This is a genomic window from uncultured Proteiniphilum sp. (genome assembly GCF_937873925.1).
In the GTDB taxonomy this organism is placed as follows: Bacteria; Bacteroidota; Bacteroidia; order Bacteroidales; family Dysgonomonadaceae; genus Proteiniphilum.
The window spans coordinates 1-25586 of sequence record NZ_CALNAT010000168.1; the positions used below are offsets into that span (position 1 = coordinate 1).

19 protein-coding genes and 2 pseudogenes are annotated in these 25586 nt (G+C 44.8%); 16 read left to right on the forward strand and 5 right to left on the reverse strand.

Going from position 1 to position 25586, the window contains the following annotated elements; genetic code table 11:
- The 3 genes from Q0502_RS11460 to Q0502_RS11470 form a co-directional block, all read right to left on the reverse strand.
- Window positions 1–514: E3 binding domain-containing protein (locus Q0502_RS11460; RefSeq protein ID WP_298650841.1), on the reverse strand; the 514-nt coding region annotated here is incomplete at its 3' end.
- Window positions 515–525: 11 nt separating this feature from the next.
- A complete protein-coding gene (locus Q0502_RS11465; protein WP_298650843.1) occupies window positions 526–1527 on the reverse strand; it encodes an alpha-ketoacid dehydrogenase subunit beta in 1002 nt (333 codons plus the stop codon).
- A gap of 177 nt (window positions 1528–1704) precedes the next feature.
- Window positions 1705–2697: a thiamine pyrophosphate-dependent dehydrogenase E1 component subunit alpha gene (locus tag Q0502_RS11470; RefSeq protein WP_298650845.1), complete on the reverse strand. Its 993-nt coding sequence runs from the start codon at window positions 2695–2697 to the stop codon at window positions 1705–1707.
- Between the two features lie 480 nt (window positions 2698–3177).
- Between Q0502_RS11470 and Q0502_RS11475 the strand changes: the two genes are divergently transcribed.
- The 5 genes and pseudogenes from Q0502_RS11475 (at window position 3178) to Q0502_RS11495 (ending at window position 7936) form a co-directional block, all read left to right on the forward strand.
- Window positions 3178–3612, forward strand: a complete 435-nt coding sequence (locus Q0502_RS11475) for an Rrf2 family transcriptional regulator (protein ID WP_298650847.1) — start codon at window positions 3178–3180, stop codon at window positions 3610–3612.
- A gap of 80 nt (window positions 3613–3692) precedes the next feature.
- Entirely contained in the window at window positions 3693–4151 is a 459-nt protein-coding gene (locus Q0502_RS11480; protein WP_298650849.1) for a hypothetical protein, read from the forward strand.
- A gap of 25 nt (window positions 4152–4176) precedes the next feature.
- Window positions 4177–6408 carry a nitric-oxide reductase large subunit gene (locus Q0502_RS11485; protein ID WP_298650851.1) on the forward strand — a complete coding sequence of 744 codons (2232 nt, stop codon included), beginning with the start codon at window positions 4177–4179 and terminating at the stop codon, window positions 6406–6408.
- Between the two features lie 75 nt (window positions 6409–6483).
- Window positions 6484–7212: pseudogene (gene ric / locus Q0502_RS11490) on the forward strand (iron-sulfur cluster repair di-iron protein).
- Between the two features lie 97 nt (window positions 7213–7309).
- A complete protein-coding gene (locus tag Q0502_RS11495; RefSeq protein WP_298650853.1) occupies window positions 7310–7936 on the forward strand; it encodes a thiamine diphosphokinase in 627 nt (208 codons plus the stop codon).
- Between the two features lie 4 nt (window positions 7937–7940).
- Here the strand turns inward: Q0502_RS11495 and Q0502_RS11500 are convergent, their stop codons facing one another.
- Together Q0502_RS11500 and rplS are read right to left on the reverse strand one after the other, a co-directional pair.
- Window positions 7941–8663, reverse strand: a complete 723-nt coding sequence (locus tag Q0502_RS11500; protein WP_298650855.1) for a DNA repair protein RecO C-terminal domain-containing protein — start codon at window positions 8661–8663, stop codon at window positions 7941–7943.
- 194 nt (window positions 8664–8857) lie between these two features.
- Window positions 8858–9208, reverse strand: a complete 351-nt coding sequence (gene rplS / locus Q0502_RS11505; protein WP_298650857.1) for a 50S ribosomal protein L19 — start codon at window positions 9206–9208, stop codon at window positions 8858–8860.
- A 306-nt stretch (window positions 9209–9514) separates the two neighbouring features.
- On the opposite strand from rplS, the gene Q0502_RS11510 reads away from it, so the two are divergent.
- The 11 genes and pseudogenes from Q0502_RS11510 to Q0502_RS11560 all read left to right on the forward strand — a co-directional run.
- Complete coding sequence (locus tag Q0502_RS11510) at window positions 9515–10267, forward strand: 5'-nucleotidase C-terminal domain-containing protein (RefSeq protein WP_298650859.1); 753 nt, start codon at window positions 9515–9517, stop codon at window positions 10265–10267.
- A gap of 75 nt (window positions 10268–10342) precedes the next feature.
- Window positions 10343–11188 carry a metallophosphoesterase gene (locus tag Q0502_RS11515; RefSeq protein WP_298650861.1) on the forward strand — a complete coding sequence of 282 codons (846 nt, stop codon included), beginning with the start codon at window positions 10343–10345 and terminating at the stop codon, window positions 11186–11188.
- Window positions 11189–11366: 178 nt separating this feature from the next.
- Window positions 11367–14342: a glycoside hydrolase family 3 N-terminal domain-containing protein gene (locus Q0502_RS11520; protein WP_298650863.1), complete on the forward strand. Its 2976-nt coding sequence runs from the start codon at window positions 11367–11369 to the stop codon at window positions 14340–14342.
- Between the two features lie 22 nt (window positions 14343–14364).
- Entirely contained in the window at window positions 14365–15420 is a 1056-nt protein-coding gene (gene aroB / locus Q0502_RS11525; protein WP_298650865.1) for a 3-dehydroquinate synthase, read from the forward strand.
- Window positions 15421–15702: 282 nt separating this feature from the next.
- Window positions 15703–16224 carry an RNA polymerase sigma-70 factor gene (locus Q0502_RS11530; RefSeq protein ID WP_298650867.1) on the forward strand — a complete coding sequence of 174 codons (522 nt, stop codon included), beginning with the start codon at window positions 15703–15705 and terminating at the stop codon, window positions 16222–16224.
- A 62-nt stretch (window positions 16225–16286) separates the two neighbouring features.
- Window positions 16287–17459 (forward strand): FecR domain-containing protein, encoded by a 1173-nt coding sequence (locus tag Q0502_RS11535; protein WP_298650869.1) that lies wholly within the window; start codon window positions 16287–16289, stop codon window positions 17457–17459.
- A gap of 104 nt (window positions 17460–17563) precedes the next feature.
- Window positions 17564–20956, forward strand: coding sequence for a TonB-dependent receptor (locus Q0502_RS11540; RefSeq protein ID WP_298650870.1), 3393 nt, complete (start codon window positions 17564–17566; stop codon window positions 20954–20956).
- A 24-nt stretch (window positions 20957–20980) separates the two neighbouring features.
- Entirely contained in the window at window positions 20981–22669 is a 1689-nt protein-coding gene (locus Q0502_RS11545) for a RagB/SusD family nutrient uptake outer membrane protein (RefSeq protein WP_298650872.1), read from the forward strand.
- Window positions 22670–22714: 45 nt separating this feature from the next.
- The gene (locus Q0502_RS11550; protein WP_298650874.1) at window positions 22715–24118 is read left to right on the forward strand and encodes a hypothetical protein; all 1404 of its coding nucleotides are present in this window, start codon (window positions 22715–22717) and stop codon (window positions 24116–24118) included.
- 18 nt (window positions 24119–24136) lie between these two features.
- On the forward strand, window positions 24137–25177 hold the full coding sequence (locus Q0502_RS11555; RefSeq protein ID WP_298650876.1) for a DUF4838 domain-containing protein: 1041 nt from the start codon (window positions 24137–24139) through the stop codon (window positions 25175–25177).
- A 6-nt stretch (window positions 25178–25183) separates the two neighbouring features.
- A pseudogene (locus tag Q0502_RS11560) lies at window positions 25184–25586 on the forward strand (hypothetical protein); the annotation flags it as partial.

A 25586-nucleotide genomic window follows, 5' to 3' on the forward strand; every position in this document is an offset into this window, starting at 1 on the left:
TATCCACTTCCCATGTCTGGGTAAAAGTAGGTATACCGAAAAAACTTTCCGACATCCGTTTGGCGATGATCTTGCGCATCTGTGTCATCGGAACAGTCTCGGTCTCTCCAGCCACCGCCTCCACCTGTGATACCACCTGCGTCTTTTCCGGCGTCTCCGGCACGGGCTTACCTGCAGCCTGAGCCGGTTTGTGGGCTGTCATTACCTCACCAAAATCATTGAGTGCAAATCTGGCTTTCAGATCGGGGTCGGAGATCAGTTGCAAGACATCCTCTTTCATGATCTTATTCCGGTGACCCGACCCTTTAACCCCTTTCAGGCTTATATTATGTGCTTCGGCAATACGGTAGGCCAGAGGAGAAACATGCGTTTTCTCTTCGTAGTTGAAATTGGCTATATCGTCTTTATGGATACGTCCCTTGTAACCGGTTCCGGTCAAATTGAGCAAATCCACGCCCAGACGCCTCGCCAAAGTCCTGGCCGCCGGTGTTGCCCTCAGTCTTTTATTTTCCATCCACTCCGTATTTATCGGTTATTCACTAATTTGAGAATGTATTTCCTGATCCGCTCCACACTGGGGATCATGGCAGACTCCAGCGTCTGGTTATAGGGGATGGGAACATCTTCGCCGGCAAGACGCAGGATACGTCCGTCAAGAAAGTCGAACGCATCGCTCTCGGCAATCATGGCGGCCACCTCACCGATGAAACCGCCTGTTTTGTGCGCATCGTTCACCAGCAACACTTTTCCGGTCTTTTTTACCGAATTGATCACCGCTTCCTTATCGAGCGGCGCCAGGGTACGAAGGTCTACCACCTCTACGCTTACCCCTTCGGCTTCTTCCACCTCTTTGGCAGCCTGCATCACCCGTTCCAGCATACGCCCGTAGGTGATGACCGTTACATCTTTTCCTTCTTTTTTGATATCGGCTTTCCCGATGGGCAATACAAATTCCGGATCAAGAGGCACTTCTCCCTTCATATTATATTGTGCTTTGTACTCAAGGAAGATCACGGGATTATTGTCGCGGACAGCCGCCTTGAGCAATCCTTTCACGTCGGCCGGTGTTCCCGGGGCGATCACTTTGAGTCCGGGGATATGGGTAAACCAGGCTTCGAGCGATTGCGAGTGTTGCGCGGCAGATCCAACGCCCCCTCCCGCGGCAGCGCGGAATACCACCGGTATCTGCCCTTTTCCGCCGAACATATATCTCGTTTTGGCAGCCTGATTCACAATATTATCCATCATATAAACGATAAAGTCCATAAATGTGACATCCACAATGGGTCGCATCCCGGTCATGGCAGCCCCTATAGCTGCGCCGGAAATGGCATTCTCGGAAATAGGGGTATCGCGTACACGCTCTTTCCCGAATTCTTCGAGCATCCCTACCGATGTACCGAAATCGCCACCGAAAATACCCACATCTTCTCCCATCAGGAACACGTTCTCATCACGACGCATCTCTTCCGACATTGCCATGATGATGGCATCGCGAACAGACATGATCTTAGTTTTATTTTCCATCTGTTTTTTCTGCTGTTGTTGTTTTGTATGACTGGCAGAGACAACGAAGTCCCTGCATTATATCATTTTATTGGGGTTCATTTAAATTAGTCGTTTTCCGGCATAATACAAGCAAGCTTGCCTTCCGCGCACCTGGCCTGACGAAAACGATCCTTAAAAAATTAATTGTTTTCAAGTTCAATCCGCAAAAATATCTTCAAATGCCGACTCCAGCGTCGGCTCCGGACTGCTCAGTGCAAATTTTACAGACTCTTCTACTGCATCCGCAGATGCATTCTCTATTGATTCCACCTCCTGCGCAGTAACTATTTTATTTTCAATAAGGTAATCTTTGAAGCGGGCGATCGGATCTTTTTTCTTCCACTCATCCACCTCGTCTTTAGTACGGTATTTTCCGGGATCCGAGGTGGAATGCCCCAGCCACCGGTAGGTAATCGCTTCTACCAGTACCGGCCCGTTGCCCTCACGCACATACTTCACTATTTCCTCAAACTTATTGTAGACGGCGAGCAAATCGTTCCCATCTTCAATAAAGTGCCCCGGAATACCATAAGAAGAGGCGCGTTGATAATTATAATCAATATTGATCACATCCTTGATCGGTGTACTGATTCCATACATGTTGTTGATAGAATAGAAAATCACCGGCAACTTCCAGATGGAGGCCATATTCAACGTTTCATGGAAGGTTCCTTCGTTACAGGCGCCGTCGCCAAAAAAGCAGACAACGATCTTCCCCGTCTTTTTCATTTGCTGAGTGAGTGCGGCGCCAATGGCCATTCCCATTCCTCCGCCTACGATCCCGTTTGCTCCTAAGTTCCCCCCGTCGAGATCGGCAATATGCATGGAACCGCCTTTCCCCTTGCAGGTTCCCGTGGCCTTCCCCATGATCTCGGCCATCATCCCGTTGAGATCTATCTCCAGCGCGATGCTCTGTCCGTGTCCACGGTGATTGGAGGTGATCATGTCGAATCCGGTCTTTAGCGCGGCAACAGCACCCACATTGGCGGCTTCCTCCCCGATGGAGAAATGCGTCATTCCGGGTATTTTCCCCTTTTTCACAAGCCGGTTGACCTTGTTATCGAAATTCCGGATATCAAGCATCAACCTGTGCATGTGTAACATTTTCTCTTTTGTTAATTCACTTTTTTTTGATTTTGTATTGGCCATAGCAGTTTGCTTTCTTCATTAAAATTAGTCGTTTTGAATTATATTCCCTATTCCTGCGCCCGACATAGTCAAAACAAGTTTTACCTATGTACCCGCTTAAAGAAATAGTTCCCGCTATGGCATAATGCAGACAGGTTTGACCCTGTCAGTTGCCTTCTGCTCATGTAGCGTAACGAAAACGTTGTATATATTTCTTTGTGTATCCTTTAATAAGTTAGAACGATTCTACATAAAAACAGTTTTTCAATCCTATTGTTTGAAAAAGCCCTCCTTTTATGTTTTATTAAATATTTACCCATACAACAGCCAGATATCAGGATTGTTTTAAAATAAAGGGTAAAGAGTGAAGGCTTTTAATCTAAAAGAATTCTACTGAACGTTATTTGGTAATCCCTCCATTGATAAATCGAATAAAAAAATATTTACGACATTTTTATCGGAAATAGGAAAATTGATATATCTTTGGCATAAAAACATCGCATGTTCTCGAAAGCTTGTGAATATGGTATAAGGGCTACTCTCTATATCGCCTCTCAATCATTGAAGGAGAGAAGGGTTAAAATCGGTGATATCGTACAGCATATCGGTTCTCCTGAGGCTTTTACGGGAAAGATACTGGGGCTGCTGTCAAAAAACGGCATTGTGGAATCCTATACAGGCCCAAATGGAGGTTTTGAGATCAAACGTGAAAACCTGCATTACATCACAATGGCCGATATCGTCAGGTCTATCGACGGGAATACTTTTTTTGAAGGTTGCGCATTGGGGTTAGACCAGTGTGATGAAAAACATCCCTGCCCCATGCATCACTCTGTGGAAGAAATCAGGAAAGAGATGAGGAGTGTGCTGCACAAGACCACTGCCTATGAACTGGCCGTGGGGATTAAAAACAGGGAAACCCTGTTGAAGCGCTGATTTTTTCCGGCTATTTCCGATAAAATTGTCGGGAATACAAAAAAGATAAATACCACCCCTCAGAACTAAACTAAAAAAATATGCAAACGAAAGACATTCAATATTATATACTGGCATTACCCGGTGTTTTTCTGTGGATAGGGTTTGTAAGCGCCATCAGTTTCATGGAGGCATGGCTGAAATTCAGGGCGCCCGGGATAACATTACCGTTAGGACTGGGTATCGGCAGTCTGGTATTTAAAGCTTTGAACAAAGTGGAGTGGGTATTTGCAGTTCTTATGGCAGTGGATTTGTTCTTGCTCCATCGATCCGGAATAAACCTGCCCCGGATATTATTCCTGATCGCAGTGCTGGTACTCATCATCCAGACCCTTTGGTTACTACCCGCTCTGGATGCACGCATTCCGCTTTATCAGCAAGGGGCTGAAGTACCGGCATCGCCTCTCCATTTTTATTATGTGGGAACAGAGGTGATCAAGGTTGTCTGCTTGTTCATAACGGGCCTTCATTTTTTAAGATCAATCCGGATAATATCATAAAGTTTAAACCTAAAAATGATTCAGTATGACACAGAAAAAATTATGGATTGCATTTGCATTGGTGGTAGGTCTGTCCTTCGCCGTATTATTGTATTTCGGCACTCAAATCTACCAACAGGCGCCGCCCGTACCTCAAAAAGTGACCAATGAGGGGGGCGAGCTATTATTTACGGGCAATGATATCAAAGACGGCCAGAATATCTGGCAAAGCATCGGCGGACAGGAGATAGGCACCGTATGGGGCCATGGCGCCTATGTGGCGCCCGACTGGACAGCCGACTATCTGCACCGGGAAGCGCAGTATCTCCTGAGCAAATGGTCCCAGGCCGATTACGGGAAAGAGTTCAATACCTTGTCCTCTGCCGACCGGGCTTCAATGGAATCGAGGCTGCAGGAATTCCTCAGGGTGAATACCTACGATAAAGCGACCGGCACGCTTACCATCAGCAGCGAACGGTATGAGGCTTTCCTGCATAACAAGGAACATTATGCCGGCCTCTTCATGGACGATCCGGCTCTGGACAAACTGCGGGCCGACTACGCCATCGCAAAAAACACCATCAAATCGGAGGAGAGGATGGAAAAAATGGTGCAGTTCTTTTTCTGGGCTTCATGGGCGTGTGTCACGGAACGCCCCGGTTCGGATGTAACCTATACCCACAACTGGCCGCCGGACGAACAAATAGGCAATGTTCCCACCAGCGATCTGGTACTTTGGACAGGATTCAGCATTATCATGCTGCTGCTGGGTATTGGCATTATGATCTTTGTGCAGGCGCGTACCCGGCAGGAGGAGACGCTCAGACCGATGGAAGACCCGCTCATGAACCAGACCATCACCCCATCGATGTGGGCGGTAAAAAAATATTTCTGGATAGTGAACCTGTTGATCCTAGTGCAGGTGCTGCTGGGCGTGATTACCGCACACTACGGGGTGGAAGGGGATGGTTTCTACGGCATCGACATAGCGAAATTCATTCCCTATTCCATCACCCGCACCTGGCACATCCAGCTTGCCATCTTCTGGATAGCCACCGCATGGCTGGCTACCGGATTATATATCGCCCCTTCGCTGAGCGGAAAAGACCCGAAATTCCAGAAATTGGGGGTAAACCTCCTTTTTATCGCGCTGCTTATCGTAGTGGCCGGATCTCTGATCGGGCAGTGGTTCGGGGTGATGCAGCGGCTCGACCTTGTCAATAACTTCTGGTTCGGTCATCAGGGTTATGAATATGTGGACCTGGGACGTTTCTGGCAAATACTTCTGGTAGTGGGACTCTTCCTCTGGCTGGCGCTGATGATCCGCCCCATCCTGCCTATCATCAAAAAGGGGACATCCGAAAAAGGATTGCTGATCCTCTTCCTGATCTCCTGCGCCGCCATCGCATTATTCTATGGCGCGGGACTGATGTGGGGCAGGACAACCAACCTGGCCGTAGCCGAATACTGGCGCTGGTGGGTGGTCCACCTCTGGGTGGAGGGCTTCTTCGAGGTGTTCGCCACCGTGGTTGCCGCCTTTTTATTCACACGTATGGGGTTGCTCGGCATCAAATCGGCGACCAACAATGTGCTTTTTGCCACCGTTATCTTCCTGACAGGGGGTATTCTGGGCACCTTCCACCATCTTTACTTCACCGGGACCCCGACGGCAGTAATGGCCCTGGGAGCTACATTCAGCGCGCTTGAAGTAGTCCCGCTGGTACTGATCGGGTTCGAAGCCTATCACAATTACCGGATGAGTAAAGCAACCGAATGGCTGAAAGATTACAAATGGCCTATCTACTTCCTGCTTTCGGTCTCATTCTGGAACTTCCTGGGAGCTGGGATTTTCGGATTCATCATCAATCCGCCCATCGCCCTCTACTATATGCAGGGACTGAATACCACGCCGGTACACGGCCACGCGGCACTCTTCGGCGTTTACGGCATGTTAGGCATCGGGCTCATCCTGTTCGTATTGCGCAGCATGTACCGGAGACGGAAGTGGAATGATAAGCTGATCTCCTTCACCTTCTGGACGCTTAATATCGGATTACTGCTGATGGTGGTACTGAGCCTGCTGCCGGTCGGACTGATGCAGACCGTAGCCAGTGTAAAGGAGGGGATGTGGTATGCCCGTTCCGCCGAATTCATGCAGCAACCGCTGGTGAGTGTGTTCAAATGGTTACGCATTCTGGGCGATACCATTTTTGCGATAGGAACCCTTACCCTCTTCTGGTTTGTATATACATTAACCCTCAAGAAAAATAAGCAATAATTATGAATCCTCGGAGCAGTTCCCCCGATCCTCTCAAACGGAGGGCGGGGGAAGCTCTATAAAACAGGTATTATTATGGAAATAAACAGTCAAAGTATCGTAGGAAAAATTGTAGCTGAGAACTACAAGGCAGCATCGATATTTAAAAAATACAATATCGATTTCTGTTGCAACGGAAACAGGACCATAGCCGATGCATGCAGTGAAAAACAGATAGATGAAAAGAGTCTGGTGGATGAGCTTTCCGAGACGATAAACAAAAAGGAGGCTGGGGATCTCGATGTCAAGGCGTTCCCACCGGACCTTCTTGCCGATTATATAGAGAAAACACACCATCGCTATATTGAAAAGAAGATTCCGGAAATCATCCCCTTTCTCCGAAAAGTCGTGAGTGTCCACAGCGGTAACCATCCCGAATTAACAGAGGTGGAACAACTCTTTTCCGATTCGGCACAAGATCTTTCGGCACATCTGAAAAAAGAGGAGTTAATGCTGTTTCCCTATATCCGACTGCTGGTAAAAGCTCAACTATCCGACGGAAAGAAACCGCAGACGGGATTAGGCTCGGCTGCCGCATATATCGACCAGATGGAGCAGGAACATACCGCAGAAGGGGATCGGTTCAGACGGATCAGTGAGCTGACCGACAACTACACTCCTCCTTAAGATGCCTGCAACACTTACAGGGTAACACTGAGCCTGCTGGAGGAGTTCGAAGAGGACCTGCACCGCCACATTCATCTGGAGAACAACATCCTGTTTCCTAGGGCAATTGAGTTGGAACAGGGACTGGAAAGGCAATAGTGAGACAAAACTCTTTCGTTAAGCAATACGAGAATTTATGCCGGCGTTCACCTTTCATCAGCTCTTCTTTTATACCTTTGTGCTAAAGTTGTAAAAGATGGAAAGAAACAAGGCCGTCGCGGCGGTGATCATTGCTAACGGGCGGTTTCCCAGGCATCCCATACCCCTCTCCTATATCGAAGAGGCAGAATATATTGTCTGCTGCGACGGGGCTGTCAACGACTTTATTGCCTGGGGAGGGATGCCGGATGCCATTGTGGGCGACTGCGATTCCATCTCGGAAGAGAATAAAGTTCGTTTTGCCGGAATCCTCCATCCCGACTCCGACCAGGAAATAAATGACCTCACCAAGTCAGTGCGGTTCTGCGTCGAAAATGGGAGAAATGAGATTGTCATTGTAGGAGGAACCGGAAAACGGGAAGACCACACCATCGGAAATATATCGCTGCTGGCGGAATATGAAAAGGTAGCAAAAGTTGTCATGGTCACCGATTGGGGTATCTTTACTCCCATTCATTCTTCCACAGAGTTTAAAAGCTACAAAGGAGAACAGGTTTCCATTTTCGCCATCGATCCCAAAGCGCTGACCACCTATAACCTGCTGTATCCGGTCCACGGAAGGGTATTGACCAACTGGTGGCAGGGGTCGTTGAATGAATCATTGGGAGATTTATTCAGGATCGAACCTACGGGAAGAGTGATCGTTTTTCAGGTGTACAGATAAAGGGCTATACCATTTCCCGTAAAACTTCGAGCGATTTCAGCGGCGGGAAATTACAGACATGCAATCGGTAATAATCCAATAGCTGGTCCACAATCACATTGCGGTTATTCCGCGACAGCCTGAAAAGATGCATATTACCGTAATGGATGCGGTAGAGATCGCGCAGGTAGGAGCTCTCTCTCCTGTTCAGATAATAAGAATGTCTCGGTTCATTCACCACAAACTCACCGTTCTGCAGATCAAAGAAGGAGTGCTCCCCGGCAAATTCCGTATTGGGATAGATCCCCAGAAAACGGGTCAGTCCCATCATAAGAGCCAGATGAAAATTTGCCAATCCCTTTTCGGCGGCCTCCAGCGTCTCCACCGAATTTTTCAGGTAATCGAATGCCAGTTCATTGTGGCCGGATTCGCGGAGTATGAACGATAAAAATTCCGAAATAAAAAAAGCAAGCGACACCTTTGTCATGTTCGTGCACAGTTCGTACAGAGGAAATTGCCTCTCCGCATCTTTCAGTTTCTGCACTTCGCGCAACGGCATATGCTCGACTTCCATATGCAGCACCGACAATGGAAAGAAAAGCGAGGTCCGTATTTTCGGTTTCTTCCCGCGCGACATGGGCAACAGGTAGGAAACCCTGCCGAAATCGCGCGTAAAAAGATGCGCGATGGAGTAAGCGTCGCTGTAGGAAGTCGTGCCGAGTACTATACCTTCTGTTTTGTGAAGCATGTCCTGATTACGGATTGAGGATGGGGGATTTCAAATTGTTCCTTCATCAATAACAAATCCGATCTCCTCTGCGAAGATACTGATTTTTGATGATTCTTTCGAAAAAAGTCGAAATACAAAACATCCATCGATTTTCAGAAAACAAAAAAGCCCCGAAACTTCGGAGCTTATCTATCTTTTTCACCTGCACATCATCAATACACTTTTTTCTTGATGCGGGCGGCTTTACCACGCAGTTTACGCAGATAGTAGAGTTTTGTCCTGCGTACTTTCCCTTCGCTGTTCAGCGTAATATTTTCGATGAAAGGAGAGTTCATGGGGAAGATACGTTCCACTCCGATATTATCGGACATCTTTCTTACGGTAAAACGTTTAGCGTCCCCGTGGCCGGCGATCTTGATCACCACTCCGCGATACTGCTGTATACGTTCTTTGTTCCCTTCCGCGATACGATAAGCGACCGTGATCGTATCGCCGCTCCTGAATGAGGGAAATTCTTTCTTTTCGCCCGCGAAAGATTCTTCCGCGATCTTTATTAAATCCATCTTTATCAAGCTTTATGTTAATTATTAACCCTTTTGAACGCAATATAACGACCTGTTGCCGACAGAGATTACGTAAAGCGGATGCAAAGGTAGAAAATTTTCTTCAATCTGCCGCATAAAACATAATTTAATGTTTATTTTTCATCCACGTCTTGATGCACAAGGTAAAAAAATGTATTTTTGGCCTGTTTTAAATAACGGTCGGCCATCTTTTGTGGACAAACCGACTCAACGGATAAAATTCTAAACAGATCGGAGGCAACAGTTGCTTACCGAAACTCACAAATATCTTAAATTGTATATAGTATGCGATTAAAAACGATATGGATCGCCTGGATGGCGATTTTGCTTCTTGCATGTAATCAGCAATACCGGATCGTGGAAATGTCAGGCACCCTTGTCGAGATGAATTCCTCATTCGACACCCCCTCCCACGGGGAGGTGGGAGCGCTTGTACAATCCTACAAAACGGAGCTCGACCGGGAGATGAATGAGGTGATCGGCAGGTCTGCCCGGTTCATGGATTATAAAAGGCCTGAAAGTCTGCTGACAAACCTCACGTCGGATGTAATGAAGGCGTATGGCGATGAGCATCTGCCGGGCGGGGCGGATATAGGAGTAATGAATGTCCACGGACACCGCGCCACCCTGCCTGAAGGAACGGTGACTATCGGCAACCTCTATGAGATCTACTCTTTCGACAACACCATCACCTTTCTGGAATTGAAGGGAAGTGACCTGGAAAAGATGTTCGATGCCTATGCACGCATAGGCGGGGCAGGTATCTCATCGAACGTGAAGCTGATTATCGGGGGGAGAAAAGTAAAAAGTGTCACCATCGACGGACAACCCATTGATAAAAATAAAATTTATCATATTGTCACACTCGATTACCTGGCCGAAGGCAATGACAACATGAGCGCTTTCCGCGATGCCGTTGCCAATGTCAATACCGGCATCACACTACGCGATGTGATGATCGACTGGGTAAAGGAACAGACCCGACGAGGAGACGAGATCGAATCCGTACTCGATGGGCGTATTGTCGTGAAAAATTAATTGATGTGATAATTCGGTGATTTATTGATAATCAGCAAATCAACACATCTGCAAATCTACTAATCAAATACAAGTATGAATTCAACAAACAACTTTATATTACTCTGCCTCGCTCTATTATTAACTTTTCCGGTATTCTCACAGAAGAAGATTGTCATTCTCCATACCAACGACACCCACAGCCGCATCGAACCGCTGCCGGAAACCGACAGGACGGCTCCGGGCAAAGGCGGGGTGGAACGACGGGCCTCTTATGTGGACAAAGTAAGAAAAGAGAACAAAAATGTACTCCTCTTGGATGCAGGGGATTTTCTGCAGGGTACCCCCTATTTCAATCTTTTCAAAGGGGAGGTGGAGGTAAAAGCGATGAACCTGATAAAGTACGATGCCGCCACATTGGGCAACCATGAGTTCGATTACGGGATGGAGGTGCTCGAAGAGGTGGTACGTAAAGCCGATTTCCCTATCATCACCAGTAACTACGATTTTTCCCAAACAGCGTTGGCAGGACTTGTCAAACCCTATATCATCCTAAAAAGAGATGGCGTCCGGATCGGTGTCATCGGTATCGGCGTGCGGCCGCAAGGATTAATTGCCGCCAACAATTACAAGGGGATGAAATTCCTGGACCCTGTGGAGACAGCCAACAAACTGGCTGCGCAGCTCCGCACACAACATACATGCGATATGGTGATCTGTCTTTCCCATCTCGGTTATGAGCAGGATATGACACTGGCAGAATCCACCCGCAATATCGATCTGATTATCGGCGGGCATAGCCATACCTATATGAAAAACCCGGAGATACGGGAAAATATGGATAACAAAGAGGTTATGATCTATCAGACAAACGGACGAGGGATCTATGTAGGAAGAATAGATGTACAATTGGAAAAAGTGGAAAGGCGGAAAGGTGATTAGGTTGATGTGAGGATTTAACAATGTGAGGATTTGAGGATTATTGGTAATCAGTCTGAGGTGATGACGTGGCGATTTGATGATGGAATGACTTGTCAATTATTTGAAAGCCGGTTAGATGAATAGATTGATGTAATAATTTGATGATTAGGAGATAAAAAGAGAGTTAGGTGATAAAAAGATGAAGGAAGCAATAATGAAGAAGATACTGTTTTTATGCATTGCTGTTGTATGCCCGATGCTGGTATCGGCGCAGGTGACTCCCGGCTTGTATGAACAGGCGGATAAGCAGGCAATGAGCCGATGGGTGGATTCGGTATACGCGAAAATGACCCTCGACGAAAAGGTGGGACAGCTTTTTATGCCTATCGTGGAACCAAACAGCGGGTGGAGGACCCGAATATCAGGATATATCCGGAACCAGAAAGTGGGAGGATTATTATTCTCGAAAGGGACATTGGCACAGCAGGCGGATCTCACCAATTATGCCCAACAGATTGCCGATATACCCCTTCTGATCGCCCTCGACGGTGAATGGGGTTTGTCCATGCGGTTAACAGACGCCCCGAAATATCCCCGGAACATGATTATCGGCGCCATACAGGATGAAGAGATGGTGAGACTCTACGGACGAGAGGTGGCGCGCCAATGCAGGGAGATGGGCATCCATGTGAATTTCGCCCCCTCACTCGACGTGCATAGTAATCCCAAAAACCCCATCATCGGCAGCCGCTCCTACGGAGAGAATCCGGTCAACGCAGCAAAGAAAGGAATTGCCTATGCAAAAGGATTGGAAGAAAATGGCGTGATGGCGGTAGCCAAACACTTCCCCGGACATGGCGACACTTCGGAAGATTCGCACAAGACATTGCCGACTATCGCCCACAACCGCGAGCGGCTGGAACAGGTGGAACTGCTTCCGTTCCGTGAATATATCAACGCCGGACTGTCGGGAATGATGACAGGACACCTGAATGTGCCGGCATTAGAGACAAAAGGAATGCCCGCATCGCTTTCACCCGAAGTCGGCATACGCCTTCTCAAAGAAGAGATGGGCTTCACCGGCCTCACCTTTACCGACGGTATGGCCATGAAAGGCGTCTCCGACCAATCCGGCGCAAGTGTAAAAGCGCTGCTGGCCGGCAATGACGTCATGCTGGGGGTTATAAACCAGGGGAGAGAGTTTGCCTCTGTGAAAAAAGCGGTCGAAGAGGGTATGATCCCTGCACCGCTCCTCGAAGAAAAAGTGCGGAAGATACTTTCCTACAAATACATCCTCGGAGCAAACAAATTCACTCCCATTCATACACCCACCGTTCACAGCCGCGTGAATGCCCCTTCCGCCGAATGGATACAACGAAAGATTTACGATGGCGCTGTCACGCTTCTCAAAAATGAGACAGAGTTGATCCCGGTGAAGAAACTCGACATGACAAAGATCGCGGCCCTGTCCATTGGTGCTACAGGCAATAATACGTTTCACGAATACCTGAAGAAATATGCTCCCGTAACCACTTTCAGCGCTCAATCCGTCGCGGCCCTGTCCGAGATAAGAGGATTGAAAGATTATGACCTCATCATTATCTCCGTCCATTCAGACAATGCTGCTGATGCCGCAGCGTTACAGCAACTCACGAAAGATCAAAAGACAGTACTGGCATTTTTCACCTCACCCTACAGGCTGGATAATTTTCAGGCTTCGGTCGACAGCGCAGCAGCAGTCATCATGGCCTATGATGCCTCTGATTTTGCACAGATGAGCGCTGCACAGGGCATTTTCGGAGGGATCGGTATCAGTGGAAAGCTTCCGGTATCCACCGGTGTAATCAAGGAAGGCACGGGCTTCGATACAAAGAAGATCCGTCTGGGTTATTCCATGCCTGAAGAGGTGGGATTGGCCTCCGAAAGGTTCAACGAAATAGAGAGTATCGCATTGGAAGGAGTCAGGCAGAGAGCCTACCCGGGATGCCAGATCCTCGTAGCAAAAGATGGGGTGGTCATCTATGAAAGGGAGTTCGGCAAGTTTGATTACCGGGACAGCCCTGAAGTTACGGACGGGACGGTCTACGATCTGGCCTCGGTCACCAAAACAACCGCCACCCTTCCTGCCATCATGAAACTGTATGACGAGAAAAAGATACGTCTTCAGGATCCCCTCAGTAAATTCGTTCCGGAAACCAGGGGGAGCAATAAGGCAAACCTCACCGTACGATCCCTGCTGCTGCATGAAACGGGAGTAGTCTCTTTTATTCCCTACTACACCACGGCCATTGATGAAAACAGTTACTCCGGTTCGCTGTTCGGCCGGCAATCGGCGGTTTACCACGCCCGCTATGCAGGCGCCTGGGGCCGCACCGATTACAAATTCCTACCCGACCTGATCTCTACCCGGGAATCGGAGCAATTTCATCTCCCCGTGGCCAAAGGACTATACGCAAGCAACAAAATGCACGACAAGTTGTTGAAGGAGATTATCAACACCCAGTTAAACCGAAAAGGAAGCTACCGATACAGCTGCCTCAATTTCATGCTATTGAAGGAGGCCGTGGAATCTGTTTCGGGAATGGATCTCGATACCTACATGAAACAAAACTTCTACCAAAGGCTGGGAGCATCTACTACCACCTTCCAGCCATTAAAACAGATACCCATCGAAAGAATCCCCCCCACTGAGGACGATCCTTTTTTCCGGAGGCAGCATGTGCGGGGCTACGTACACGATGAGGGCGCGGCCCTCTTCGGCGGGATATCGGGCAACGCAGGCCTCTTTTCCAATGCCAATGACCTGGCCAAACTCTATCAGATGTGGCTGAACGGGGGAGAATACGGAGGAGAGCGTTATCTGAGCGAAGAGACGGTGAAACTCTTTACAACGACGAAAAGCAGTATCAGCCGCCGCGGCCTGGGATTCGACAAACCCGATCCCACCAACAGCAGATACAGTCCGACCAGCCCGGGAACCCCCATCGAAGTATATGGCCACACAGGATTCACCGGCACGAGTTTCTGGATCGATCCTGCGAACCACATGATCTATATTTTCCTTTCCAACAGGGTAAATCCTTCCCGGACTCCCAACCGGTTCTCGACGCTCAGCATCAGAGAGCGTATTCAGGAAGAGTTGTATCACGCCCTGAAAGCAACAAAAACCCAGTAACAACCGATTAGAAATAGAAGCTATGCAGCAAATCATCAAAAGCGATCATCTTACAACCGATGTGGAGAAAGCGATTCAAAACATCCGACACGACAAACTATTTATTCTCACAGACGAAAATACACACACTCATTGCCTTCCCCTGCTTGCAGAGACCCCTTTGTTGCGGGAAGCTAAGGAAATTGTGATTCCTGCCGGTGATACCAACAAAACGATTGAAAACCTGAGCAGAGTATGGCAACTCCTCACCGAGAACGGCGCCACACGCCATTCATTGCTATTGAACCTGGGAGGGGGCATGGTCACCGATTTGGGTGGATTTGCCGCAGCTACCTTCAAACGGGGTATCAGCTATATCAATATTTCCACCACACTGCTCGGAGCGGTCGATGCGGCCGTAGGCGGAAAGACCGGCATCAATTTCGAGGGATATAAGAATGAGATCGGCGCCTTTTACCCTTCCGAATCTGTGATCATTTCTTCCGATTTTTTCCATACGCTCAATCAGGCAGCTATTTTGTCGGGATATGCGGAGATGATCAAGCATGCGTTGATCCACTCCACCGCAGAATGGGAAGAGATCCTGACCTATTCTTTCGATGAGGCCGATTATTCAAAACTGAACGAACTGGTTTTCCGTTCGGTGAAGATCAAACAGGATATTGTGGAAAAAGATCCCTACGAGAAAAATATCCGGAAAGCATTGAATTTCGGGCACACTACAGCCCACGCTTTCGAGAGTTTTGCCATGACCAAAGAGAGACCCGTTCCTCACGGTTATGCCGTGGCATGGGGAATGATTGTTGAGCTCTGGTTATCTCATCGGCTTTGCGGCTTCCCGAAAGAGCAACTGCAAAGGACTGTCCGTTTTATCCGGGATAACTACGGTGCTTTCCCCCTCTCGTGCGACCATTATGAAACGTTGTACGAAATAGCCCGGCATGACAAAAAAAATATAGGCGACATTATCCATTTCACCCTGTTGGGCAATATTGGAGATGTACGGATCGACCAGACGACCGACAAGGAACTGCTATTCGAAGCATTCGATTTTTACAGGGATTCGGTAGGGTTGTAATGACTTCGTTGTCCGGATATTTTCGTCCTGCCATTTTTCGGGACAAATGAAATACTATTACTGAAAAAATAACCATGAACAATACAGGATATTGTCCCTCCGCAGTATTTGCAATATATCATTCCGGAAATCCCGGAATGACCCTGCACGCAAAAAATGTTAAAGATAAATTTTAAATAATACTTTTCATAAGTATTCGTGTTTCCTTTTACATGGCTTCTGCTCATTTAGCTTAATGGAATAGTTCCATACGATACCTTTGAAAATAAATAGTTTGATCGTATGAAAAACGAAGAGAACAGGTTGATAAAAAAATTAAAGGCTGGTGATGAAGAAATCTTTAAAAGGTTATTCTATCTCTATAGTGACAGACTTTTCATCTGGGCTTATAAGATAACCTGCGATTCCTTGGCATCGGCAGATATCGTACAGGATTTTTTTGTCCGTTGTTGGGAAAAGAGGGATATACTGCCTAACAATTGTTCTTTTAAAGCCTATGCTTATAAATCCGTTTACAACGCATCCTTAAATTATCTCCGGGATAATAAACGTTTTGTGCATGGTTATGAAATTACAATAGATCTGATTGACGACGATGTACGCGATGAAGATATTGAAGAATTAAAAAGGTTGCTCCTGAAGGCCATTGACGAATTACCCGACAGATGTAAAAAAATATTTGTTATGACGACCCTGGAGAAGAAAAAATACGCTGAAGTTGCCGACTTATTGGGTATATCCGTCAACACTGTTAAAGTACAGGTATCTAAAGCTTATCGGATTTTAAAAGAAAAAATAGGATAAAGATCCGGTTTAAATAATACTTTTTCAAAATCGTTGTGTTATCGTATAAATAAGCATCCAATATGTTGAAAATAGAAAAAAATAGTATGGATAAATGGAAACTGTTATTAAAGGTATTAAGTGAAGAGATACCTGAAGATGACAGACATTTTCAACGTTGGCTTCATGAAGATACAGAAAACAGAAAGCTTTACCGGTCATTAAAAGAGGGAAGACAAGATGAAGAACTATTTGATAAGGATAAGGTTTTCAATCATATTTCCAGTAAGCTTTATCTGAATATCGAAAGAAAAATGCCCTTGTATCAAAAAAAATGGTTCAAATACGCTATTTCTTCTGTGGCTGTCATTGCGCTATGCATAGTCGGCGGTTATTTCATTTTTCATGAAACTACAACTCCCCCCGAAAAAACAGAAAAAAACATTTTTGATCCGGGTTCCAAAAAAGCATATCTCCTTTCAATGAAAGGTGAAAAGATCGACTTGTCCGAATCTTTTGAAGTAAAAAAAGAGGATGGTATAATCATTTCGAATAACAGCCAGGGCGTTATCAGTTTTCAAAAGACAACACCGGTCAAAAAAACAATAGAACAGCAAACGATCTATGTACCCAAAGCCGGCGAATATGAATTGGTACTATCAGACGGATCCAAAGTATTTCTCAATTCGGAATCGCAATTAACATTTCCGTCCTACTTTGAAGGTGATACCCGCCGTGTGGAATTGTTGGGCGAGGCGTATTTTGAAGTGAAAAAAGACGTAAAGCCTTTTATTATCCAGACTCCGGATCTCGCAATAGAAGTGCTGGGCACATCATTTAATATCAATGCATACAAGACAAATCCTTATGTCAATGCCACTTTGGTAGAAGGCAGCATCCGGGTGCATCTGCCGGAAAACCAGGAAACCTTTCTGTTAAACCCCCAACACAATTTCCGGTTGGATAAATTATCCGACGAAATATCCGTTCAGCAGGTAAATACGGATGTGTATACTGCCTGGGTAAAAGGAGAGTTCGTATTCAGAAACCAGCCTTTAACCGAAATATTTGCCCAATTGGAAAGATGGTATGATTTCAGGATCATATATGAAAGTTCGGATATAGGAAAAATGCGGTTTACCGGAAGCGCCGAGAAAGTAAGACCTCTTAATTATTTATTGGATCAGATACAGGCGGTTACAGACATTCAATACAGATCCGAAGGAGATAAAATAATCCTGTACAAAATAATATAGAAGGCTGCCCGATTTTAGGCCTTTCGGGCAGCCTTAATGCATTAAAAAAACTGTTACCTTTTTAAAATTTATCAATCAACAATTCATTTAAAGCGCTCAAATTTATGAAAAAAAAGAGACTTAAACAACAATTCCCCCTGCGGGAATTAAAGAAACTGTTTTGCATCATGAAATTGGTTTTTTTCTTTTTGCTGTTGAGTTCCAATTTAGTGTGGGCCGGGCAGAGCTACGCCCAGATTACATCGTTAGATCTGGATCTCAGGAATGTGAAACTGGAAGAAGTCTTCGACGCTATTCGCCGACAAAGCGAATTTGAATTCTTCTATAACAACGATCAGGTAAACACATCGGTAAAAGTGAGTGTCAAAGCAAAAAATGCAGACATTAAAACGGTACTGGAGCAAGCGCTTCCCGCTATCTATGAATACAAGATCAACGATCGGTATATTCTGATCAATAAACGGAAAGAAGTTACCCCTGCGTTATCACCTCAACCTCAACAACAAACAAAAAAAATAATTACCGGGAAAATTACCGATAAAAACGGAGAATCCATCATCGGAGGTAATATCCTCGAGGTAGGTACCACAAACGGGACAGTTACGGATATCGAAGGTAACTTTGAATTGAAAGTCCCACAGTATCCGGTAACAATCAAAATCTCTTATATAGGTTTTGACGACCTGGAACTTATGGTTACCGGTAAAGAATCCCAACCGCTTTTGATAGTTCTTACTGAAAGTCAAACCTATTTGGAGGAGATCGTAGTCGTAGGTATGAACAACCGTCAAACGAGACGTTCGATTACTGGTGCGGTTTCTACCATCCAAACCAAAGAGCTTATCCAAAGCCCGGTAGCCAATATCAGTAATGCCCTTGCCGGCAAGCTACCGGGACTGATCACTGTCCAAAGTTCAGGAGAACCTGGAGCAGACGCTGCAAACCTATATGTACGTGGCCTTGGCACATACGGTTCAAGCGCACCTCTTGTCGTTATTGACGGGCTTCCACGCAACAAAGCCGACCTAGACATGTTGGATCCCAATGAAATTGAGTCTATCACCATTTTGAAGGATGCTTCCTCCTCCTCTCTTTATGGGATTCAGGGAGCAAATGGGGTAGTTGTCGTTACAACAAGGCGTGGAGGAGGGAGTGATGACAAGATCAGAATATCTTTCACTCTTCAACAAGCAGTACAACAACCGATCCGTCTCCCAAAGACATTGAGTTCTTATGAACAGGCCCTATATAACAGGACTGTTGATTATAACGACGGACAGCCTATGCGTTACACCGATGAAGTGCTGGATAAAATTAAATCCGGTTCCGATCCGTATCTGTATCCCAATACGAATTGGTTCGATGTGGTCCTGAGAGATTATTCGCAGCAACAGCAATATAATGTGAATATCTCAGGATCAGCCGGAAAAGATCATAAAGTTAATTATTTTATTTCCGGAAGTTACATCAATCAAGGTACATTATTAAATCATGAAGATATTTTTAAATCCAATTATGGTGTTAGCTCTAAATATGAAAGATACAATTTTCGGTCGAATGTTGATGTGAAAGCGACTAAAATGCTCGATATCCGTATTGATCTTGCAGGTCGTCTGGAGACAAGAATAGGGCCAAGTGAAAGTTTCACTCATGTGTTCAATGTCATCACCTCCCGGCTTCCGGGTTCACAAGCAATATGGAATCCTAACGGAACTTTAGCCGCCGGTAGTTTACTTGAAATACCCTATCAGAACAATCCATACGGAGTCATCACTCAGAGTGGTTATTACAACAACGGTACCAATGTGATGTCTGGTACACTTTCGGCTAAGCATGCACTCGATTTTATTACACAGGGACTTAGTGTTCAAGGGTTTTTCAGTTTTGAAAACAATAGTAGTCTGAATCGCATCTGGAGACAGACTTTCGAACAGTTCTGGTATCGGGGACCTGATGAGGAAGGGGAAGCCATCTATCAGGATTACTCCACGAAGGGGCGTCTTGCTGCAAGTACCGGGTCGAGTGTTTCCAGGTTTACCTATACTGATTTGCGTTTAAACTACGACAGAGAATTCGGAAAACATCAGGTCAGTGGTCAATTATTGGGTAACCGTACACTCAAAAATATTCAAAGCTCTGAATATATGTATGCATACCAGGGACTTAGCGCCAGAATCACCTATAACAATGCTCACAGATACTTTGCTGAATTCAACCTTGGATATAATGGTTCAGAAAACTTTCCTCCGGGACGTAGATACGGACTATTTCCTGCTTTCTCTGCCGGTTGGGTCATCAGTGATGAACCATGGTTCAATTCACTTGACCGGATAAAAATAATCAAACTGAGAGGTTCTTATGGAGTAGTAGGAAATGACCTGATTGGAGGCCAGCGTTTTCTGTATATAACTGAGTTTGGACCTGGTGGAGGACTTGGTTCTATATTCCCTTCAGGTTATTATTTCGGCACAACTAACGGAGGTACATTGTCAGCCGGAGGACATAACGAAACAAAAGTCGGTAATACTTTTGTCACATGGGAAAAAGCAAAAAAAATGAATGTCGGAATTGATATTTCTCTTTTCCAGGGCAATACCCTCAACTTCACTGTAGATTATTTCCGTGAGCACCGTGACAATATTCTTACCGAAGCTGGGAGTGTCCCCGATTTCATCGGTATATTAAATGTGGCTCCGCGAAATTCCGGAAAAGTATTTAACCATGGTTTTGAAGTAGAAATGCGTATTAACAAGCAATTGACACGGGATTTCTCATTCTTCACGAATATACAGGGAACATTTGCCAAAAATAAGGTACTTGAAAATGATCAGCCTACACCAGAATTTGACTATCAGGACCTTCGTGGTTATGAGATAGGGTATTCCCTCGGTTATCATGCAATAGGTTTCTTCAAGGATCAGGCTGATATTGACAATAGTCCTGTTCAAAACTTCGGGCCTGTTATTCCGGGTGACATTAAATACTTTGATAAAAACGATGATGGTATTATCGATCCTTCAGACCGTGTTCCTATTAAAAGTTTTTCAGTTCCTACATTTACAGGAGGATTATCAATCGGTATCAATTTTCGTCATTTTGACTTTAGTATGATGTTCAACGGTTCATTGGGAGGAACTGCCCGCCTATGGGCTTATCCAAGTAGTATTATTAACCTGCAGAGATGGAGTGAATCCAATAAAGAAAATGCTTTACTTCCTGTACCACACACTACTGCAAACAACACTGTGCTCTCGGATCAGAATCTGATGAAAACTGATTATCTGAAACTTCGAAATCTTGAATTTGGTTACACACTCCCGGCTTCTCTACTGGAGAAGATACGTGTGCCGAATGCCAGGGTGTATATTAATGCCCAAAACGTGGCGGTATGGGACAGGATGTGGTTAAAGGACAGGGACCCTGAATCAGCAGGTTCCGGCACCCTTCCCTATCCCATACAAAGAGTTTTTAATTTAGGACTTCGCTTTGACATATAGTGAAATTAACTGAAAAGAATTATTATGAAACGATATATTATTAAAATAAGCCTCCTATTTCTTTTGGTTTTCTCTGCGACTTCTTGTGTAGATTTTCTTGAAAGAGCGCCAGGGGATAATATGACTGAAGAAGAACTGTTTTTAAAGATTGAAACCGCTGAACGGTACCTCAATAATGCTTATATTTATCTACCTGATTTTCAGTATAACACTGAAGATTTAACAGGTCGTTATAAACTTGGCGGCGCAACAGACGAGGTAGGTTTTCAGCAAGCGTCAGGTTACCAGACTTCTCCTTTTGATATCAATACAGGAAGCTGGAACCCTTCCCAAATGCCTCTTGAACGAAATTGGCAGGACTATTATGGTTGCATCAGAAGGTGTAATATGTTCATCAAGAACTATGACCTGATTCCTGAGGACTTAAGTACCGGAGGGGCAAGTAACCGTAGGTCAAGGCTGCTCGGCGAAGCATATGGACTTAGAGGTTATTACTATTTCCTCCTGTTCAAACAGTGGGGAGGAGTTCCTATTATCACACAGGTGCTTGACCCGGGAAACATAGAATCAACAACGGGTATAAAAAGGGCATCAGCAGAAGAGACCCTCAGGCAGATTCTTGATGATATGGACATGGCAATTGAACACCTTCCTCCTGGGCACGATGATGCAAATTTTGGAAGATTCACCTCTTTAATTGCGACTGTAGTAAAATCCCAGGTCAAATTATATTGGGCAAGCAAATATTGGAATAGAAACAATGATTTAGACAGATGGAATGAAGCTGCCGAATATGCAGGCGAAGCGCTGAGAATGGCTTTGAAAAATGGCCATATCCTGTCTCTTTCATATAGTTCCCTTTTTAATAAAGCAGGCATTGAACCTGAGGTTATATGGACGAAGAATTCAGAACATTATGAATGCTTTTGGTGGGATATGTATGCTATGCCACTGGGATATAATGCATATAATGTAGACGGACCTCTTCAGGAAATTGTGGATGATTTTGAAATGAAGGCCACAGGAAAAGTTCCTGTATTAGGTTATACGGCAGATAACCAACAAATCATAGATGAAACTTCGGGATATGATCCGAAGCATCCGTGGGTAGGAAGAGATGATAGGTTCTATTCAAGTATATTGTATCACGGTGCAATGCTCCAGGGACGTCAAATTGACATCTCAACGAATGGTAAGGATAATATAAACATCGGTTCTATCATTCGTACAAACTATTTTACCAATAAATACCTTGATCAGAACCATAACCTTGTAACACATGCAAGTTGGACATACCGCCGTTTTGCCATAATGCGGACAGCAGAACTGTACCTGAATTATGCAGAGGCGTTGAATGAAGCGGAAGGCCCGACAAACATGGTATATGAACTCGTCAATACAATTCGTACCCGTGCAAACTGCATTGAGCTTCCTGCAGGGTTGAACAAGGAGCAGATGCGTGAACGAATCCGTCACGAAAGAAGAGTAGAACTCGTTTTCGAGAATCATCGTTTTTGGGATGTACGCCGTTGGATGATTGCTGAAGTGGTAGATAATAAGGCAGTACACCGTGTAATGGTTGATGAGGATGGAAATATAACCTATCCGGTCTTCCAGAACAGGATATTTAATCCTGACAAACATTACCTATTCCCAATTCCTCAGAAGGAACTTGATAAAAATAGAGCGCTCGAACAGAATCCCGGATGGTAAATCTTGTATTCAAATAACTATTAACAACTTATAATTCGAATCATTATGAAAAATTTCTTTTATATTATTGCTACATTAGTTCTAGCACTTGGCATATTGACTGTTTCTTGCGAAAAAGATCCGGACAATATTGAAAATCAGCCAACAGTATCCATCTCGGCTGACGAAAGTTTCGATGCTGAAAAGACAGCTAAATTAACGATTACTCTTTCTGCTGTAAGTGGGAAAGATGTGGAAGTAAGACTGGCAAAAGCAGATGTACAATCCGGTAAAACAAATGTGCCGGCTACCTATGACAAAAAAGTAACTGTTGCTGCCGGAAAAACAAGCGCTACAATTGATGTGGAAGCCGATGTGCTCGGACTGAAATCGGGAGACTATCAGACAGCCATCAAAATTGAATCGGCAGAAGGCGCAAAAATCGGAGAAAAGGCTGTGGCCTATATCAACCTTTCATACGCTTTCAAACCGGAGGTGAATCTTTATGCCGATCCTTCATTTGCAGGTGACAAAAAAGCCAAATTAAAAGTTACCCTCTCAAAAGCAACGACAGTTCCTGTTGTGGTAACACTGGAGACAGACCCTCAGTCTAAAGCAGAGGCTGAGTATGAAAATAAGATAACAATTCCGGCAGGTCAAACACAAGCAGAGATAGATGTTACCGTAAAAGTTCCGGCCAATATTGTTCCTGGAATATATCCGGTTACACTGAAGATAGCATCTGTAGAAAACGGATTTGCAGGTACTGTAAAGTCAATAAAAATTGACCTTTTATATCCATTTGCAGTAGCCATTACTGTTGACGGAGATTTCGATGATTGGAAAGACCCAAATGTGCAAAGCTGGTCTTTACCGGAAGGTGATGTTTTGTATCAGTCAATGAAAAATCTCAAACTTGCCGCAAACGGAAAATATGTCTTTGTCTATATGGAGTTTTATGACCCGGGATTTGATTTCAACATGCCATTTGACATGTATGTAGACGCTGACGGAGATCCTAATACAGGCGCTATTGTAGCTGCAATAGATAATGATACATATTATCCTCCCTATGATGATAAACATATGGGACTTGAATATTATATTGAATTAGGGCTTCATGACGGAGACCATTACAATGATTTTTATTCGTGGGGAGGTGTTTACAAATATGAAGGAGAGCATGGAGCCAATGTGTTCTCAGGACTTAGAAATCTTGGTGGCACCTATGATGGGAGTGTTATTTTTGCAGCAGGCAGCCTTGATACCCAAAATATAGGACGTATCGAAATCCAAATGCTTAGGAGTTGGTTTGGAATTAAAGGGAATAAAGTCAGGATTGCCGTAAAGAATATGAATGGAGCTGACAACTGGTCTGCTTACGGACTTCTTCCCCAGGGAAATGTTGTAAATGGTGAGCGTCAACTTGTAGATATGGCATCTATATATCTTCCTGCTTATCAAGAATAAAAGATTTTAGATTTAATTATGAGGATTCATATATACATAGGATTATTATTGTCATTTCTTTTGCTCTCTTCATGTGGGGAGAACAAAAGAAATGGCGATAAGCCTTTTTTTCAAACAAGAGGAATCCTATTAGCCTGGAACGATGTGAGCAATCCTGATGTAATTGATTGGATTGTGAAGATGAAAGAAAATGGATTGAACACTATCAGTGTATCTGGTTATGATTATCAAAGTGAAGCTTATGCTGAAATGAAACAAAAATTCGTTGATAATGGGCTCGATTTCGTGTATGAAGAACATGCCATGCCCTGGTTACTTCCACGCAAACTTTTCGAAAGTCACCCTGAATACTTCCGGATGGATAAAGAAGGGGTTCGTCGTCCTGATTTCAACGGTTGTCCTTCAAACAGGGAAGCCCATGCGATTGTGTATGAAAATGCTAAAAAGCTTGGAAAAGCAAATGCTCCTACTAATCATAAGTATTATTTCTGGTTATATGATGGCGGTGAAAAATGCTATTGTAATGAATGCAGGGATTTAAATGACGCTGACCAGGGACTTTTATTTGAAAATACGATAATAAAGGCGCTTAAAGAGATTGACCCACAGGCTCAGCTTGCGCATCTTGCTTATGACAAAACTACGCCTGCACCTTCCCGCATTAAACCTGAGAAGGATATATTCCTGGAATTTGCTCCTTTCTACCGCAGATGGGATATTCCTCTGAGTGTGCGTGAAGCTCGCAGGGAAGGGGTAGAATGGTCGCATGGGGAGTATCTGGATATGCTTGAAGCAAATCTCAATATATTTCCTGCAGAGACTGCACAAATACTTGAGTATTGGTTGGATGTTTCGCTCGTCAGCGGCTGGCAGAAACCTCAAAAAAAATTAGACTTTAATAAAGAAGTATTTCTGGACGATCTTAAAACCTATGCCAATTATGGTATCAGGAATATCTCTTGTTATGGAGCATGGATAGATGATTACTATGTGAACACATATAAAGATATATCTTTTGTCAACGATTATGGTCAGGGACTTTACAACTTCAAAAAATAAAAGACAATGAAAAAAAATTTCTCCGCTCTTTTTGTAATAACTATAACTGCATTATTCTTAAGTGTAGCTTGTAGTAAACCTCACTCAACATTTGTAGTCGATGATTGGGAGTCTTTAATTAAAGAAAAGGAGCCTGATCCGGATCCGGACCCGGATGACGAGAATCCTTCTGGAGGAGATAAAGAACCCTTTTTTAAGATGCGAGGTATTGTTGCCGGTTGGAGCGATGTGAGCAATCCAAGCAAGATTGACTACATACAGATAGCAAAGGACAATGGTATAAATACTTTTAGTATTTTCAATGCAAACAGAAATTCTTTGGCATGGAAGAATTTTGCAGAAAAGTGTGCTGAAGCTAATATAGACCTTGAATATGAAGAGCATATGCTTGCCTTTCTTATTCCGCGCG